We start from the raw sequence: 13675 nt of genomic DNA, 5'->3' as shown, positions 1-13675 counted from the left end.
CCTCACGCCGACGGAAGGACCACCCAGACGCGAGCGCCACCCGAGGGCGACTCGTCGATGCCCATCCGTCCGCCGTGCGACTGGACGATCCGGTTGCACGTCGCGAGACCGATCCCGAAGCCGGGGACGGCGACGTTCGATCCGCGCTCGAGCGGCTCGAAGACGACCTCCCGCTCGGCGGGCGGCACGCCGGGTCCGTTGTCGTCGACGATGATCCGGACGCCCGCGACGACGGTGCCCACGGTCACTGTGATGGCCGGCGTGCGTTCACCAGCACCGGCGAACTTCACCGCGTTGCCCACGAGGTTCTGGATCAGGACGCCGAGGAGGGTCGGGTCGGCGGGGACGGGGACGGATGCCTCGATGGCCACCTCGGCGCCGTTGTCGAGACCGGCGCTGCGCAGGTCCTCCATCGTCGAGGCGACGAGAGGACCGACCTCGACCGTGGAGCGGCGGATCGGCGCGCCGCCGACGCTCGCGTAGTCCAGCAGGCGGGCGATCATCCCCGACATCCTGTCGGCCACCGACTCGGCACGCGCCAGCGCGCGCGAAGCTGCGGGCACCTCAGCGACCTCCGGCACCTCGGAGGCGAGTTCGATGTAGCCCGTCAAAGCGGTCAGCGGATTGCGGAGGTCGTGCGCGACCTGAGCGGCGAAGTTCTCGAGCTGCTCGTTCGATTCGCCGAGCTCGCGCGTGAGACGACGCAGCTCGAGGACATCGACGATCTGGTGCGCGATGAGAGCCAGTGCGGCGCTCTCCTCATCCGGCAGCTCGCGCGGCTCCTCGTCGAAGATGCAGACCGTGCCGATCGGTACCCCCGACGGGGTGATGAGCGGGCTCGACGCGTAGAACCGGACGTTCGCCACCTCGCCCGTCACGAAGGGGTTGCCCGCGAACCGGTCATCGCGGGTCGCGTCCTCCACCACGGTGTGACCGGGCTCGCGGAACACCACGGCGCACATGGAGTCCTCACGGCTGCACACCGCGGGTTCGAAGCCCACGGCGGCGATCTGGTGCTGGGACCGGTCGTCGATGATGTTGATCACCGCGGTCGGAACGCCGCACACTGTCGCGGCCAACTGCACGAGGCCCTGCAGATCAGGCTCGGGAGCGCGACCGAGCACCCCGTAGTCCTCGATGAGCGCGCGCCGGATGGCGTCGTCGGCGGTCTTCACATTCAGCTCCCGGATCTCCTAGCCCTCACCCTAACCACCCTGTGCCCGGCGGGCTCGGCAGCGCATCATGCGATCGTGACGAGGGCGGCGCGATCGTCCTGCAGCGGATCGGATGCCGCGGCCACCGCCGCCTCATCGCCGTCGACGCGTGCGTCGACGAGCATGCGCCGCAATGACACGTTCGCACCGTAATAGCTGAGGAACGCACAATCGGCCGCATCCCTTCCCGTCGCGATCCGGACGAGGCCTCGACGGTTCGACAGACGGGTCGCATCGACGACCAGCCAGCGGCCGTCGATCCACGCCTCGGCGACAGCATGGAAGTCCATGGGCACGAGACCCGGCGCATAGCAGGCGACGTAGCGGGCGGGGACATCCATCGCCCGAAGCAACGCGATGACCAGGTGCGCGTAGTCACGGCAGACGCCCTGCCCCGTCGCGAGCGTCGTCACGGCGGAATCCGTCCCGAGGGAGAGCCCCGGCGAGTACGTGACGGTCTCGGCGACGAAGGCCTCGACGGCGCGGAGGAGGTCCGTGCCGCGCAACCCGCCGAACTGCCGCCGCGCCTGGGCGAAGACCGAGTCGGAGGGCGCATACCGACTCGGGCGCAGATAGACGGCGGTGTCGAGGCCGGACGCGGGAGCCGCTTCGGCCTGTCCGAGAACGCGCGCCTCGTAGCGAACCTGCAGGGAGCCGGGCTCGACGCGGAGGCGGTGGAGCCGCGACCCGGCGGCATCCGTCACCTCCACGGGGGCGATTTCTCCGCCGTCGCGCGCGAGAGACAGCCGTTCCGCTGCGACGGGGACCCCCGTCGCGACGGCGACGCACAGGATGAGGTCGAGCTCCCCGTCGACATGAAGGTCGAGCTCGGCTCGGACGACGCGCTGCACCGAGCAATCCTCGCACGCGAGGACGGTCACCGTCGGGTCCGCGTATCAGTCACGTGAACAGTGGCTCGGGATCGTCGATGATCGCTTACCCTCGTCGCATGACTTCTGTACGACGCGCCCGCGGCTGGGGGCTGGGCGTCGTCGCCGCCGGTGTGGCAGCGATCGTCGCCGTGTCCGCCTGGCAGCCGTGGCGAACCCCGCCCACTGCCGAAGCTGCGACCTCCGTCGGCGCCGTCGCCGACGTCGAGCCGCTGTCCGTCCCCGCCGACGCGAAAGTCCTCGTCTTCGGCGACTCGTGGACCTACGGATCCGCCGCGACGGTGCCCACCGACGGTTACGCGTACCAGTTGGGCCAGCTCAGCGGGTGGGATGTCACCGTCGACGGCGTCCGGGGCTCGGGCTACATGAAGCCCGGACGGGACGGACCCGACTTCCGCCGCCGCGCCGAGACGCTGGACCCGGCGTCGAACTTCGACCTCATCATCATCCAGGGCTCGATCAACGACGACCAGCAGGGTGAGCGCGGCTACCGGGAAGCCGTGGACGCGACGTGGAACACCTTCGAGCGGCTCTTCCCACAGGCGCAGATCGTCATCTTCGGTCCGACGCCCCACGAGTTCCCCGTCAACGAGGGCACGGCGCGTATCGACTCCGACCTCGAGGCCGCGGCGGCCGACCGCCACTGGTGGTACATCTCGTCGCTGCAGGAGCAGTGGCTCACGCCGGCGAACTATCACGAGATGATCGACACGGGTGCAGGGCGCAAGCATCCCTCGGATCGGGGCCACGAATACCTCGCCGAGAAGCTGCTGGCCGCACTGCACGAACGCAGCGTCACGACGGACGCCGGCGCACCCCGTGAGGACGCACCGGCACCCGTCGTACCGTGACGACGCCCGCGCTCAGGCGCGGATGGCGTCGGCGATGGGCGCGTCGCCGTTGTTGAACGAGATCGTCCGCCCGATCGTGCTCGGGTCCGCCAGGGACGCCGCGATCACAGCTGCCACATCGGCGCGCGAGACGGACGTGCCCTCGGCGGCGTGCGCGTCGATCCGGCCGGTCGGCTCGTCGAGGGTCAGCGCCGACGGCGCGAGGATCGTCCAGTCCAGATCCGCTGCGCGCAGGTGCTCGTCCGCAGCCGCCTTGGACTCCGCGTAGGCGAAGAAGTCATCGGACGGGTCGACTCCGTGGTCGGGGCCGGCGCCGAAGTAGGACACCATCAGGTAGCGCCGCGCCTCCGCCGCCACCGCGGCGTCGATCGACCGGATCGCGGCATCCCGATCGACCGCGTACGTGCGTTCAGGCGATCCGCCGCCCGCGCCGGCAGACCAGACGACCGCGTCGCTGTCTGCGAGGAGTTCGGTGATCGCGTCGGTATCGGATGCCGCGACATCCGCCACGAGCGGGGTCGCCCCGGTGGCGGTGATGTCGTCGCTGTGGTCCGGGTTCCGGATGACGGAGGTCACGTCGTGCCCGGCCTCGACGAGGAGGGGAGCGAGAAGCAGCCCGACTTTGCCGTGCCCGCCGATGATCGTGATGTTTGCCATGGAGTGGCTCCTTTCGTCAAGACCCGACGCTACGTCGACGGACCGCCGAAGGACCTGCCCTTGCACTTGTACCCTCGACGTGGAAGGGGGCTCGGTCCGCTTCCACGACCACACGCACGAGGGGGAAGACAGACGTGAGCGACACGACTCCGGCCGGGTGGTACCCGGCCCCGCACGCGGGGAACGAGCTCCGCTACTGGGACGGGACGGCCTGGCATGCGGCGCCCGCCTACCTTCCCGCCGGCACAGCAGCGAGCCCCGGCATCCCCTCCCCCAGCGGTCCTGTGCTTCCGCCGTACGCATCGGCGGCGGGCATGCCGCCCGCATACCCGCCCTACGCCGGCGGACCCGTGCAGCCGTCCCGTCCCGTGGCTCTCGGAGTGACTGCGCTCTCGATCGGCATCGCGGCGATCGTCCTCGGCTGGATCCCGTTCCTGGGCCTGGTCGTCGCGATCGCGGGCGCCGTCTTCGGCGCGATCGCGCTCGTGCGCCGTCAGCCGAAACCCCTGGCGTTGACGGGAACGATCCTCTCCGGGGTCGGCCTCGTGCTGGCGTGCCTCGCGACGTTCTCCGTCCTGTCGCTCATCTGGAACGGTTCGACCACCGATTACAGCTACAACAGCGACCAGGACTACGGATCTGCGCCGGAGGACCCGGAGTCACCGGCCGTTCCGGACCTCGAACCGTATGCGCCGGAGACGGGGCCCGGGTCGATCGGAGAGCCGCTCTCCCTCCCCTACGTCCGTGAGACGGGGTCGGGGACGGAGTACACCGCCGAGGTCCGCATCGTCGATGAGGATGCCACGGACGAGGTGAGTTCGTGGAACTCGCTCAACACCGCCGCGACCGACGGATACCGCTACGTGCTGGTGGAGATGAGCGTCACGAGCATGGCCCCGGACGGTGTTCCGGCGGCATTCCCGACGTACGACCTCTCCCTCGCCACCGACGACGGCGGGGTGTACCCGTACTCGTTCGTGGTCGCCGGCGACGACACGACGCTCCTGCGCGATGCGGGGACGATCGCCGAGGGCGACACGGCGAGCGGCCTCGTGGCGTACCTCGTCCCGGACGACGCGACGGACTTCCTGCTGACCGACCTTTCGGGCTACTACGCGTTCTGACCCGGGAGCGGGATGACGCGGTCCCGATCCCATGGCTCGGTCCACGCCAGCCGCGAGAACAGGCCGTCGAGGATCATCGCGGTGAACCCCCAGACGAGCCGGTCCCCCCGGGTCGTGGGGATCAGGAAGGCGGGACCACGGAACTCGCCGCGATCGGTGCGGACGACCGTGACGCCGCGGCGGGCCGGATCGAGCAGGTCGCCGACGGGGGCGCGGAAGACGTCCGCCGACTCGGCCTCGTCGACCACACCGACCGGGGAGGGTCGCCGCCACCACGCGAGAACCGGGGTGACGAGGTGGCGCGAGTACTCGAGCGGGATGGGCTCGAGCGTGCCGAGGACGTCGACACCGGCGACGTCGAGACCGGTCTCCTCCCGCGCTTCGCGAAGGGATGCCGCGATCGCGTCGGCATCCTCGGCATCCACACGCCCACCCGGGAACGCGACCTGACCAGGATGGGAGCGAAGCGTCTCGGCTCGCGACAGGAGCAGAACGTCGAGGTCGCGGGAGACGGCGCGCTCCGGGTGCTCCCGATCGGCAGGGATGTCGTCGAGCACTCCGAAGAGGATGAGCACCGCCGCTGCGCGTGCGCCTGGCACAGCGGGCAGCGCCCGGAGGGCATCGAAGCCCGGTTGCACATCGCCACCGGCGACCGATTCGACCAGCTGCTGCAGCTGCGCTCGCGCGGCGGGGACGGGCGCAGGCGAGCTCATGGGATCAGGCTATGCGACCGTGTGCCGGTGGGCGCGGGACCCGGTGCACCGGTGATAGTCTCGATCGGTACGCCTCCGTAGCTCAGGGGATAGAGCGTTGGTTTCCGGTACCAGAAGTCGGGGGTTCGAATCCCTCCGGGGGCACAGGTACGCGAAGGGGACTCGGCACCGCCGGGTCCCCTTCGTCGTTCCCGGATCCGCTCAGTCCTCGTCCGGGGTCCCGCCGTCCGGGTCGACGGGGTGACCGAACGGCGGGATGCCGCCGGGGACCGCGCCGTCATGCGTGGGGAGTTCGACGTCGGGACCCTCGTAGGCGTTCTCGTCGGTACCGCGGTCCTCACCTGACATGTCGTCCTCCATGGTCGTTGTCGTTCGTGTGGACGCGACGCTACTGCGCCGTCCGCACGTCTGCTCGGGGTTGACAGCTCAGCTCGTCAGTCCGAGACGAGCTTCAACCCCACGATGCAGCCGACGAGCCCGAGGATCAGGAGCACCTTCACGATCGACACCGACTCCGCGCCGGTGACCATCGCCCAGACGACGGTGAGGGATGCTCCGATCCCGACCCACACGGCGTACCCGGTCCCGGTCGGGATCTCACGGAGCGCGAACGCCAGCCCGCCCATGCTCGCGACCAGTGCGACGCCGAAGGTGACCGTCGGCCACAGCTTCGTGAAGCCTTCGGAGCGGCCGAGGGCCGTGGCCCACACGGCTTCGAGCAACCCGGCGACGATGAGAACGATCCACGACAGCATGACTGACCTCCTGGCCAGTCTTGTCGCTCACCGGGTACTGAACCCTCGTCCGGGGGCCCGGTCGGGGCCCGCGCCGAGTCTATCGAGACGTGCTGGGCAGATCCGGTGCAGATCGGATGGCACCGCGCCACGTCCTGACGACCTCCGCGGTGTCGACGTCGACGTGAGCGCCCAGCCACGCGTCGGCATCGAGCCGACGGTACATGTCGCGGAAAGCGGACTCCGGCGTGTGGCCGAAGCGGTCCAGGACGCTCAGACGCTCGACGACGTCGAACGAGCGGCCGTGGAGCTCCGCCATGGTCTCGGCGTTGGCGAATGAGGAGAGGTAGTCCCGGGTCGCGGCATCCTCTGTCACGCCGACGGCCTTCAGCAGGACCGCAGCCAGCAGGCCGGTCCGATCCCAGCCTGCGCTGCAGTGGAACAGGATGCCGCCGGCACGGGCTCGAGCGATCTCGTCGAGGGCGCCCGCGAGCCGGTGCGGGAGTTCGCCGATGTGATCGACGTAGTACAGCGGGGTCCCCCACTGGCCGTCCTTCTCGCGGGACTCCCAGAAATGCCGTTCGTCCCCGTCGAGGTCGACGTGCCGGACGGTGATGTCGCGGGGCACGGACACCGTACGTTCACTCGGACGCCGAAGGTCGACGACGGTTTTCACGCCGTGCGTTCGTAGCCGATGCCACCCGGCGTCGGTCACACGGTCGAGCGTCTCGGCCCGGACGAAGACGCCGGCCGGCGTGTGCGAGCCGTCGGTCCGTTCGAGCCCGCCGAGGTCTCGAGCATTCGCCAGCCCTGCGATTCCGAGAGGCGTCTCCATGCGGCGATCCTGCCACGCCGGGGTGCGGGGCCGCGGCGGAAGCGATGTCGGAACCCCCTCCTCGTCTGGGGCCATGTCCAGCCCTCCCCCGTTCGTCGACGAGGTCCCGAGGGGATCCCGACGACCCTGGATCGGGTGGTGATGAGCGCGGACGTGCGCCTGGAAGTGGCGTCGGCGCTGCGGATCACCGAGCATGCCGCGGGGCGGTTGATGGGGATCGGGCGGGCGCTCGTGCACCGGTACCCGCGGGTGTGGGAGGCGATGAGTCGACGCATCCCGCACTTCACCACCGGCCCACCCGGACCGCCACCGTTCTGACGCAAGGTCATCCCGAAGGATGACACCGGCCAGTCCCCGGGCTGACGCGGGGACCCGCGGCGATTCGTAGCGTCGAGATATGGCTACCGCGACCCTCCCGATTACCTCTCGCCACGGCACCTCTACAGGCACCACGACGCGCGCCGCCGTGCTGTCGGTCCTCGGCACCATCGCTGCGATCGGCATCGCTGCGATGAGCCTGCTCGTCGTTCCCATCGCTGTGGTCGTCGCGTTCGGCCCGTCGCTGCTGTCGCACTTCTGAGCACCTGAGAGGATGCCGGGGATGTCCATCCTCCTGCGCCCCTGGAACGCCGCCGATGCCGACGACCTCAGTCGCGCCGCTCGCGACGGCGACGATCTCGCACCGCAGTTCGGCGGTGTGGACCTCGCGGACGCATCTGCTGCTCGCGGATTCATCGAGCGCCACCTTCGCTTCGACGACACGGCGAAGAATTGGGCGGTGCAGATCGACGGTCATGTCGTCGGCAATGTCGGGGCAGCCGCGATCGAGTTCCGCCACCAGACGGCGTGGATGTCCTACTGGCTCGCGCCCGCAGCTCGGGGCAACGGCGTCGCAGCGGCATCCCTCACTCGGGTGAGCGACTGGGCGTTCCGCGCCGGGCTCCACCGGCTCGAGCTCGGTCACCGTGTCAACAACCCTGCGTCCTGCCGTGTCGCCCACGCTGCCGGATACCTCGCCGAAGGCATCGAACGACAGAAGCTCCGATACGGCGACGAGAGATACGACGTCGAGACCCATGCTCGACTCACGACCGACCCGCATCCTCCCGAACGAGGAACTGCCGTCGCGCTGAGGACGGACATCCCCGCGCGACGGCAGAACTGATGCTCGGGTCGGTCTAGCCGCCCGAGGGATTCTCGATGGGAGTCCCGTCCTCGTTCGTGGTCACCGGCGGGTTCTCGTCGGGCGATCCACCCGAAGCCGTATCGGCGTCGGCCTGATCGTCGGGGACACCCTGGGTGTTGTGCTCATCCGAGCCGTTCGTGTCGCTCATCGCGGTCCTTCCGGTCGCTGTCGGTCACGTGCGGGCGACGGTACGCATGCAGCACCCGCGCGGAGAGGGCCTTGACAGGCAGGGCGATCAGAGATCGACGGTGTCGTTCCGCCCTTCGTAGGGCTCACCCGTCACCTTCGACTTCACGAGGCTGATGATCGACGCGACCGTGCCGCCGGGGCTGCTCCAGTACTCGCCCGACGTGGCGTCGATCTTCAGGAGCGTGACGTTCGGATCCTCCGGGCCGTCCGGGAACCAGGCCTCGACCGCCGGCGACCAGTACTCCCGCAGGCGCTCCAGGTCGTCCACCACTTCGGCGTTGCCCGCGAGCGACACCCAGGCGTCGTTCGTGCTCAGAGCGACACCGACCGCGGGCTGCGCAGCGACGTGCGCGGCGACCGACGAATCGCGGCCGACGATGAACCACAGGTCTCCATCGAACTCCCGGTCCTGGACGGTCAACGGGCGTGCGACGTGCGCACCTTCCTCGTTCATGGTCGTGACCATCGCGAAGCGGAACTTCGGCAGCAGGTCGATGAGTGTCGCGTGCGGATCGTTCTCGGTGGCCATGGGGCCCTCCTTCGTCTCCGCTTCAGCGTCACATCCGCTGCCGCATACGACCTCGGGGTTGACACTTCGCGCAGATGGGCGTCTCAGGGCGCGGGGACGAGGAAGATCGCGTCGAGCAGACCCGGGTTGTGCGCATGGACCAGCACGCCGAACACGACCGCGTCGAAAAGCAGGTGGACCGTCACGACGTATGCGAGCGACTTCGTGCGCAAGAAGATGATCGCCTGCAGGAGGGCGAACGGGATCGTGAGCGCGGGCCCCCATGCCCGGTAGCCGAGCTCCCAGAGGAAGGAGACGAACACGATCGCCTGGAGGACGTTCGCGGTCGCATCCGCGAAGTGGCGCCGCAGCAGCGCGAAGCAGGTGCAGATGAAGAAGAGCTCGTCCCAGATGCCGACGGCCCCGACGCCGACGAACAGACGTGCGATGAGGTCCGGGGTGTCGACGACGGGCCAGTTCTCATAGACGCCCGAGGTGATGAAGTAGAACGGCAGCAGCAGCCACCCGAGCACGAGGACGGCGACGAGCCACACCCACTGCCACGCCGTCCATCGCCCGCCGCCGCGCCACGGGAACCGGATCGCGTGGTCGCGATAGATGAAGCGCGACACGAGGTACGGCACCAGCACCGCGCCGCCGAGGGCGAGCGTGAACCGGATCATCGCCGCGTCGTCGAGCTCCGCCTTCAGCGGGATGACACTCACGATCAGCAGGCCGATCGCGATGAGCGAGAGGTCCCGCGTGATCGACGGGTCGGATGCCGCGGCATCCCGTCGTTCGATGATCAGGGCTACGGCGAGGCCTGCACCCAGCAGGAGCCACCCGAGCCAGGGCGTCAACAGGACGAAGAACGCCGGCGCCGCGAGGCAGACGAGCAGCGCCGGCACGACGCGGACGTCGAGGACGGGCCGGGTTCCGCCGTCCGCGCGGACCATCACGCCGGCCGGGAACGGCGGCGATAGGTCAGGTCGCGGATCTCGCGCCCCTTCGCGATTCCCTTGCGCTCGAACGCGGTCATGATGCGACCGTCGAAGCGATCCGCCCACTCCCCCTCGAACGCCGACTCGAAGTCAGCCGCACCGGCGAGCACGTCGCGCATCTGCAGCGCGTAGTCCTCCCAGTCGGTCGCGAGGCGCAGGGTTCCGCCGTCGCGCAGGGCGCGGGCGGCGAGCGCCGGGAACCCGTCCGCGATGAGGCGGCGCTTGTTGTGCTTGGTCTTGTGCCACGGGTCGGGGAAGAAGATCCACACCTCGTCGACGGATGCCTCGGGCAGCAGGTGCTCGAGGACCTCGGGCGCGTTCGCCTCGACGAGACGAAGGTTCCGCACCCCCTCGCGGTCCGCGTCGAGCATCGTGCGGGCGAGCCCCGCGCGGAACACCTCGACGGCGAGGAAGTCGCGCTCCGGTGCCCGCCCGGCGGCATGCACGATCGCGTGCCCCTGGCCCGAGCCGATCTCGACGGTCAGCGGGGCCTCCCGGCCGAACTCGGCGACCGGGTCGATCATCGAACCGGGACGGATGCTGGTGGCCGCGGCATCCCGTTCCACCTCGAGCAGATACGTGCTCGAGAGGTCATCCCAGGCGCGCTCCTGCGCATCGCTCATCCGACCGCTCCGGCGCACGAACGACACGGGCTTCTCACGGAAGCGCGGCGCGGACTCGGGCGCGTCGGGATCGGGCATGCGACCAGGGTATCCCGCGGAATCCGGGGTCCCCGCGGGCCTGCCTCGGCGGCGCCCGCTCATGCGGTCACGAAATCGATGAGTTCCTCGACGCGGCCGAGGAGCGCGGGGTCGAGGTCGCGGAAGGTCGTGACGGAGCCGAGGATGCGCTGCCAGTTCTGGGCGATGTCGGTCTGGTCCTCGGCGGGCCAGCCGAGGGCGCGACTGACGCCCTTCTTCCACTCGATCCCCCGCGGGACCTCGGGCCAGGCGGCGATGCCGAGGGCGCGGGGCGTGACGCACTGCCACACGTCGATGTAGGGGTGACCGACGATCCTGAGGTGCGGCCCGTGCGGGCCGCGGAGGATCTGCTCGGCGATCCTCGTCTCCTTCGAGCCGGGGACCAGGTGATCGACGAGGACCCCGTAGCGGCGCTCGGCGCTCGGCGGCTCCGCTCGGAGCAGATCCTCGAGCAGGTCGACGCCCTGCAGGTATTCGACGACGACGCCCTCGACGCGGAGGTCAGCGCCCCAGACCTTTTCGACCAGCTCCGCGTCATGGCGGCCCTCGACGAGGATCCGCGACGCGCGGGCGACGCGAGCGCGGGCCCGCGGGTCGGCGAAGGAGCCGGATGCCGTGCGCGTCCGTCCGGCGGGGGCAGCGGCCCGCGGCGGGACGAGCTGGACGGGCTTGCCGTCGACGAGGAAGCCACCGCCGACCGGGAACAGCCGCACGCGGCCGTGCCGGTCCTCGAGCTCGACGTGACCCGCGGTCACACCTGTCACCGCGCCGACGAAATCGTCGAGGGCGACCTCGACGACGAGACCCCTGTCGGCGGGAACGGTCGACACCGTCGGCCGTCCCTTGTCACGCCACCCCGCGGCGAGCACATCGCTGCCGTACCGATCGTCCACACGCACCTCCTGAAACCTCGGGAAGCCTAAGCGAGCAACGCAAAGGGAACGCACAGGCGCTCCGACGGCAACCCGGTATCGAGACATACGGACCGCGGCATAGACTCGCGACAAGCGGTTGCGACCGCCGAGCGACCCACCGAGCGACTCCCGGAGGACTCACCGATGCGATCCCGCCTGACGTCCGTCGTCGCGGCCTCGCTCGCGGTCGCCATCGGCTCTGTCGCCCTCGCCGCACCAGCCGCGGCGACCGAGCCCGTCACACTCGGCGAGAGCCGCGTCTGGGATCAGGTCGACGTCCTGACCGACGCGCAGGAGGCCACCCTCGACGCTCGCCTCGAGCGCCTCACCGACGACACCGGGCTCGACCTCTGGGTCGTCTACGTCGACAGGTTCACCGACCCGACCGGCGCCCAGCAGTGGGCCGAAGACACCGCGAATCTCAACAACCTCGGACCCGACCAGTACCTCCTCGCGATCGCCACCGAGGGGCGCGCCTACTACCTCTCCTCCGACTCGTCGGGGCCTGTCTCGGACGACCGCATCACCGCGATCGAGCAGGAGCGCGTGCTCCCCGCCCTCGATGCGGGTGACTGGCAGGGCGCCGGCGTCGCAGCGGCCGACGGACTCGAGAACACGCGCTCCGGCGGGGGCGGCGGTCTCATCTGGGTCGTCCTCCTCATCGTCGCCGCGATCGCCGGGCTCGTCGTCTGGGCGGTCGTCCGGCGCCGCCGCGCGGCGGCCGGCACGAACGCCGGCACGCGACAGGTTCCGCTCGAGGAGCTCGAACGCCAGGCCGGTGCCGCGCTCGTGCAGACCGACGACGCGATGACCACGAGCGCGCAAGAACTCGGCTTCGCCACGGCGGAGTTCGGAAGTGCCGCCACCGCCGAGTTCGAGCAGGCCATCGCGACGGCGCGCACCTCGCTCGAGCGCGCGTTCTCGCTGCAGCAGCAGATGGACGAAGAGACGCCCGACTCCCCCGACCAGCGCCGCGCCTGGTACGAGGAGATCCTGAGCCTCTGCCGAAGTGCCGCGGAGACGCTGACCGAGAAGGCGGAGGCCTTCGACGCCCTGCGGGGTCTCGCGAAGAACGCTCCGGAAGCCCTCGCCCGCGTGCAGCAGCGCCGGACCGAGGCGGGTGCCCGTCTCGACGGAATCGACGGCCGTCTCAGCGAGCTCCGAGCGGCGTACCGCGCCGAGGCCCTCGCCGCCGTCGCCGACAACCCCGTTCAGGCACGCGATCGCCTCAGCTTCGCCGACGCCCGGCTGTCCGAGGCTCAGACCGAGCTCGCGGCAGGCGACGGCGCAGGGGCGGCCGTCGGCATCCGAGCCGCCGAGCAGGCCGTCGACCAGGCGACCCGTCTTCAGGACGCCGTCGAGAAGCTCGCCGCCGACCTGTCCGCCGCCGAGCAGGAGGGCGCCGCCCTCGTCACCGAACTCGACGCCGACCTCGCGGCGGCCGCCGCGACACCCGACCCCGAGTCACGTCTCGCACCCGTCATCGCCTCGACCCGCCTGAACCTGGACGCCGCCCGCGAGAAGCTGACCGGCCGGGCGCGCGACCCCCTGTCGGCCGTCGACCTCCTCGAAGAGGCGAACGCGGCGATCGACGGTGCCCTCGGTCAGGTGCGCGACGCGCAGCAGCGCGCCGATCGCGCGCGCAGCGTGCTCTCCCAGACGCTGCTCCAGGCGAGGGCCCAGGTGTCGACGGCCGAAGACTTCATCGGCGCTCGGCGGGGTGCCGTCGGGGCGACGGCGCGTACGCGACTGGCCGAAGCCGGCGCCGCCCTCGTGCAGGCGACGCAGCTGCAGCAGAGCGACCCCGAACGCGCCCTCGATCTCGCGCACCGCTCCAGCGCACTGGCGGGCGAGGCGATGCAACGCGCGCAGGGCGACGTCGGATCGTTCGCCGGCGGCGGAAACACTGGCGGCGCGGGCGACTTCGGCGGCATGCTGGGCGGCATCATCATCGGCTCCCTCCTCGGCGGCGGCGGATCGAGACGGCCCTCCGGCGGATTCGGCGGCGGATTCGGCGGCGGATTCGGCGGCGGCTTCGGCGGCTCGTCCTCGCGTCGCGGCGGCGGATTCGGCGGCGGCTCGATCGGGCGCAGCAGCGGCGGTTCCCGCTCCCGGCGAGGAGGCGGACGCTTCTGATCTTCCGACGCCGTACCTCACA

Annotated in this window: 18 protein-coding genes, 1 tRNA gene and 1 riboswitch; of the genes, 7 read left to right on the top strand and 12 right to left on the bottom strand. The window is 70.4% G+C overall.

Features of this window, described 5'->3' with window-relative positions:
• Positions 1-2 precede the first annotated feature (2 nt).
• Positions 3-1175, bottom strand: coding sequence for a sensor histidine kinase (locus tag BBA86_RS01700; RefSeq protein ID WP_223246994.1), 1173 nt, complete (start codon positions 1173-1175; stop codon positions 3-5).
• Between the two features lie 65 nt (positions 1176-1240).
• Positions 1241-2065 (bottom strand): transglutaminase-like domain-containing protein, encoded by an 825-nt coding sequence (locus BBA86_RS01695; protein ID WP_065569964.1) that lies wholly within the window; start codon positions 2063-2065, stop codon positions 1241-1243.
• Between the two features lie 98 nt (positions 2066-2163).
• On the opposite strand from BBA86_RS01695, the gene BBA86_RS01690 reads away from it, so the two are divergent.
• Positions 2164-2955 carry an SGNH/GDSL hydrolase family protein gene (locus BBA86_RS01690; protein WP_065569963.1) on the top strand — a complete coding sequence of 264 codons (792 nt, stop codon included), beginning with the start codon at positions 2164-2166 and terminating at the stop codon, positions 2953-2955.
• Positions 2956-2967: 12 nt separating this feature from the next.
• Here the strand turns inward: BBA86_RS01690 and BBA86_RS01685 are convergent, their stop codons facing one another.
• Positions 2968-3612, bottom strand: coding sequence for an SDR family oxidoreductase (locus BBA86_RS01685; RefSeq protein WP_065569962.1), 645 nt, complete (start codon positions 3610-3612; stop codon positions 2968-2970).
• Between the two features lie 134 nt (positions 3613-3746).
• On the opposite strand from BBA86_RS01685, the gene BBA86_RS01680 reads away from it, so the two are divergent.
• Positions 3747-4736: a DUF2510 domain-containing protein gene (locus BBA86_RS01680; protein WP_065569961.1), complete on the top strand. Its 990-nt coding sequence runs from the start codon at positions 3747-3749 to the stop codon at positions 4734-4736.
• On the opposite strand, the gene BBA86_RS01675 is transcribed toward BBA86_RS01680, so the two are convergent.
• A complete protein-coding gene (locus BBA86_RS01675; protein ID WP_065569960.1) occupies positions 4724-5449 on the bottom strand; it encodes an NUDIX hydrolase in 726 nt (241 codons plus the stop codon). The two genes, BBA86_RS01680 and BBA86_RS01675, sit on opposite strands and share 13 nt — an antisense overlap.
• A 71-nt stretch (positions 5450-5520) precedes the next feature.
• On the opposite strand from BBA86_RS01675, the gene BBA86_RS01670 reads away from it, so the two are divergent.
• Positions 5521-5593, top strand: a tRNA-Arg gene (locus BBA86_RS01670).
• 57 nt (positions 5594-5650) lie between these two features.
• Here BBA86_RS01670 and BBA86_RS14495 read toward each other — a convergent pair.
• The 3 genes from BBA86_RS14495 to BBA86_RS01660 all read right to left on the bottom strand — a co-directional run bounded on the left by BBA86_RS14495 (position 5651) and on the right by BBA86_RS01660 (position 7018).
• Positions 5651-5797 carry a hypothetical protein gene (locus BBA86_RS14495; protein ID WP_189318400.1) on the bottom strand — a complete coding sequence of 49 codons (147 nt, stop codon included), beginning with the start codon at positions 5795-5797 and terminating at the stop codon, positions 5651-5653.
• A gap of 86 nt (positions 5798-5883) precedes the next feature.
• Positions 5884-6201: a DMT family transporter gene (locus BBA86_RS01665; protein ID WP_065570160.1), complete on the bottom strand. Its 318-nt coding sequence runs from the start codon at positions 6199-6201 to the stop codon at positions 5884-5886.
• A 12-nt stretch (positions 6202-6213) separates the two neighbouring features.
• Positions 6214-6278, bottom strand: a riboswitch (guanidine-III (ykkC-III) riboswitch).
• Between the two features lie 5 nt (positions 6279-6283).
• Complete coding sequence (locus BBA86_RS01660) at positions 6284-7018, bottom strand: tyrosine-protein phosphatase (RefSeq protein WP_065569959.1); 735 nt, start codon at positions 7016-7018, stop codon at positions 6284-6286.
• A 141-nt stretch (positions 7019-7159) separates the two neighbouring features.
• Between BBA86_RS01660 and BBA86_RS01655 the strand changes: the two genes are divergently transcribed.
• From BBA86_RS01655 to BBA86_RS01645, 3 genes are all read left to right on the top strand, one after another.
• Entirely contained in the window at positions 7160-7336 is a 177-nt protein-coding gene (locus BBA86_RS01655) for a hypothetical protein (protein WP_223246993.1), read from the top strand.
• A 79-nt stretch (positions 7337-7415) separates the two neighbouring features.
• A complete protein-coding gene (locus BBA86_RS01650) occupies positions 7416-7598 on the top strand; it encodes a hypothetical protein (protein ID WP_065569957.1) in 183 nt (60 codons plus the stop codon).
• 21 nt (positions 7599-7619) lie between these two features.
• On the top strand, positions 7620-8183 hold the full coding sequence (locus tag BBA86_RS01645) for a GNAT family N-acetyltransferase (RefSeq protein WP_065569956.1): 564 nt from the start codon (positions 7620-7622) through the stop codon (positions 8181-8183).
• Positions 8184-8196: 13 nt separating this feature from the next.
• Here the strand turns inward: BBA86_RS01645 and BBA86_RS14490 are convergent, their stop codons facing one another.
• The 5 genes from BBA86_RS14490 to BBA86_RS01625 form a co-directional block, all read right to left on the bottom strand.
• Positions 8197-8352, bottom strand: a complete 156-nt coding sequence (locus BBA86_RS14490; protein ID WP_189318399.1) for a hypothetical protein — start codon at positions 8350-8352, stop codon at positions 8197-8199.
• An 87-nt stretch (positions 8353-8439) separates the two neighbouring features.
• Positions 8440-8922 carry a pyridoxamine 5'-phosphate oxidase family protein gene (locus BBA86_RS01640; protein ID WP_065569955.1) on the bottom strand — a complete coding sequence of 161 codons (483 nt, stop codon included), beginning with the start codon at positions 8920-8922 and terminating at the stop codon, positions 8440-8442.
• Between the two features lie 83 nt (positions 8923-9005).
• Positions 9006-9857 carry a CPBP family intramembrane glutamic endopeptidase gene (locus BBA86_RS01635; RefSeq protein WP_065569954.1) on the bottom strand — a complete coding sequence of 284 codons (852 nt, stop codon included), beginning with the start codon at positions 9855-9857 and terminating at the stop codon, positions 9006-9008.
• Positions 9857-10603 (bottom strand): tRNA (guanosine(46)-N7)-methyltransferase TrmB, encoded by a 747-nt coding sequence (gene trmB / locus BBA86_RS01630; RefSeq protein WP_065569953.1) that lies wholly within the window; start codon positions 10601-10603, stop codon positions 9857-9859. Before trmB ends, BBA86_RS01635 begins: the two co-directional genes overlap by 1 nt.
• A gap of 59 nt (positions 10604-10662) precedes the next feature.
• Positions 10663-11496, bottom strand: a complete 834-nt coding sequence (locus BBA86_RS01625; protein WP_065569952.1) for a DUF3097 family protein — start codon at positions 11494-11496, stop codon at positions 10663-10665.
• Between the two features lie 165 nt (positions 11497-11661).
• Here BBA86_RS01625 and BBA86_RS01620 point away from each other — a divergent pair, with 165 nt between their 5' ends.
• Positions 11662-13653, top strand: a complete 1992-nt coding sequence (locus BBA86_RS01620; RefSeq protein WP_065569951.1) for a TPM domain-containing protein — start codon at positions 11662-11664, stop codon at positions 13651-13653.
• Positions 13654-13675: the final 22 nt, after the last annotated feature.

The organism is Microbacterium oleivorans, from assembly GCF_001691565.1.
In the GTDB taxonomy this organism is placed as follows: domain Bacteria; phylum Actinomycetota; class Actinomycetes; order Actinomycetales; family Microbacteriaceae; genus Microbacterium; species Microbacterium oleivorans_B.
This window is presented reverse-complemented; position numbering and strand designations above follow the sequence as displayed.

Bases quoted from the DNA above. Each gene is read 5' to 3' on its own strand.
- BBA86_RS01690 (WP_065569963.1), top strand. From the start codon at position 2,164: ATGACTTCTGTACGACGCGCCCGCGGCTGGGGGCTGGGCGTCGTCGCC.
- BBA86_RS01685 (WP_065569962.1), bottom strand. From the start codon at position 3,612: ATGGCAAACATCACGATCATCGGCGGGCACGGCAAAGTCGGGCTGCTT.
- BBA86_RS01675 (WP_065569960.1), bottom strand. From the start codon at position 5,449: ATGAGCTCGCCTGCGCCCGTCCCCGCCGCGCGAGCGCAGCTGCAGCAG.
- BBA86_RS14495 (WP_189318400.1), bottom strand. From the start codon at position 5,797: ATGTCAGGTGAGGACCGCGGTACCGACGAGAACGCCTACGAGGGTCCC.
- BBA86_RS01660 (WP_065569959.1), bottom strand. From the start codon at position 7,018: ATGGAGACGCCTCTCGGAATCGCAGGGCTGGCGAATGCTCGAGACCTC.
- BBA86_RS01655 (WP_223246993.1), top strand. From the start codon at position 7,160: ATGAGCGCGGACGTGCGCCTGGAAGTGGCGTCGGCGCTGCGGATCACC.
- BBA86_RS01650 (WP_065569957.1), top strand. From the start codon at position 7,416: ATGGCTACCGCGACCCTCCCGATTACCTCTCGCCACGGCACCTCTACA.
- BBA86_RS01645 (WP_065569956.1), top strand. From the start codon at position 7,620: ATGTCCATCCTCCTGCGCCCCTGGAACGCCGCCGATGCCGACGACCTC.
- BBA86_RS14490 (WP_189318399.1), bottom strand. From the start codon at position 8,352: ATGAGCGACACGAACGGCTCGGATGAGCACAACACCCAGGGTGTCCCC.
- BBA86_RS01640 (WP_065569955.1), bottom strand. From the start codon at position 8,922: ATGGCCACCGAGAACGATCCGCACGCGACACTCATCGACCTGCTGCCG.
- BBA86_RS01635 (WP_065569954.1), bottom strand. From the start codon at position 9,857: ATGGTCCGCGCGGACGGCGGAACCCGGCCCGTCCTCGACGTCCGCGTC.
- trmB (WP_065569953.1), bottom strand. From the start codon at position 10,603: ATGCCCGATCCCGACGCGCCCGAGTCCGCGCCGCGCTTCCGTGAGAAG.
- BBA86_RS01620 (WP_065569951.1), top strand. From the start codon at position 11,662: ATGCGATCCCGCCTGACGTCCGTCGTCGCGGCCTCGCTCGCGGTCGCC.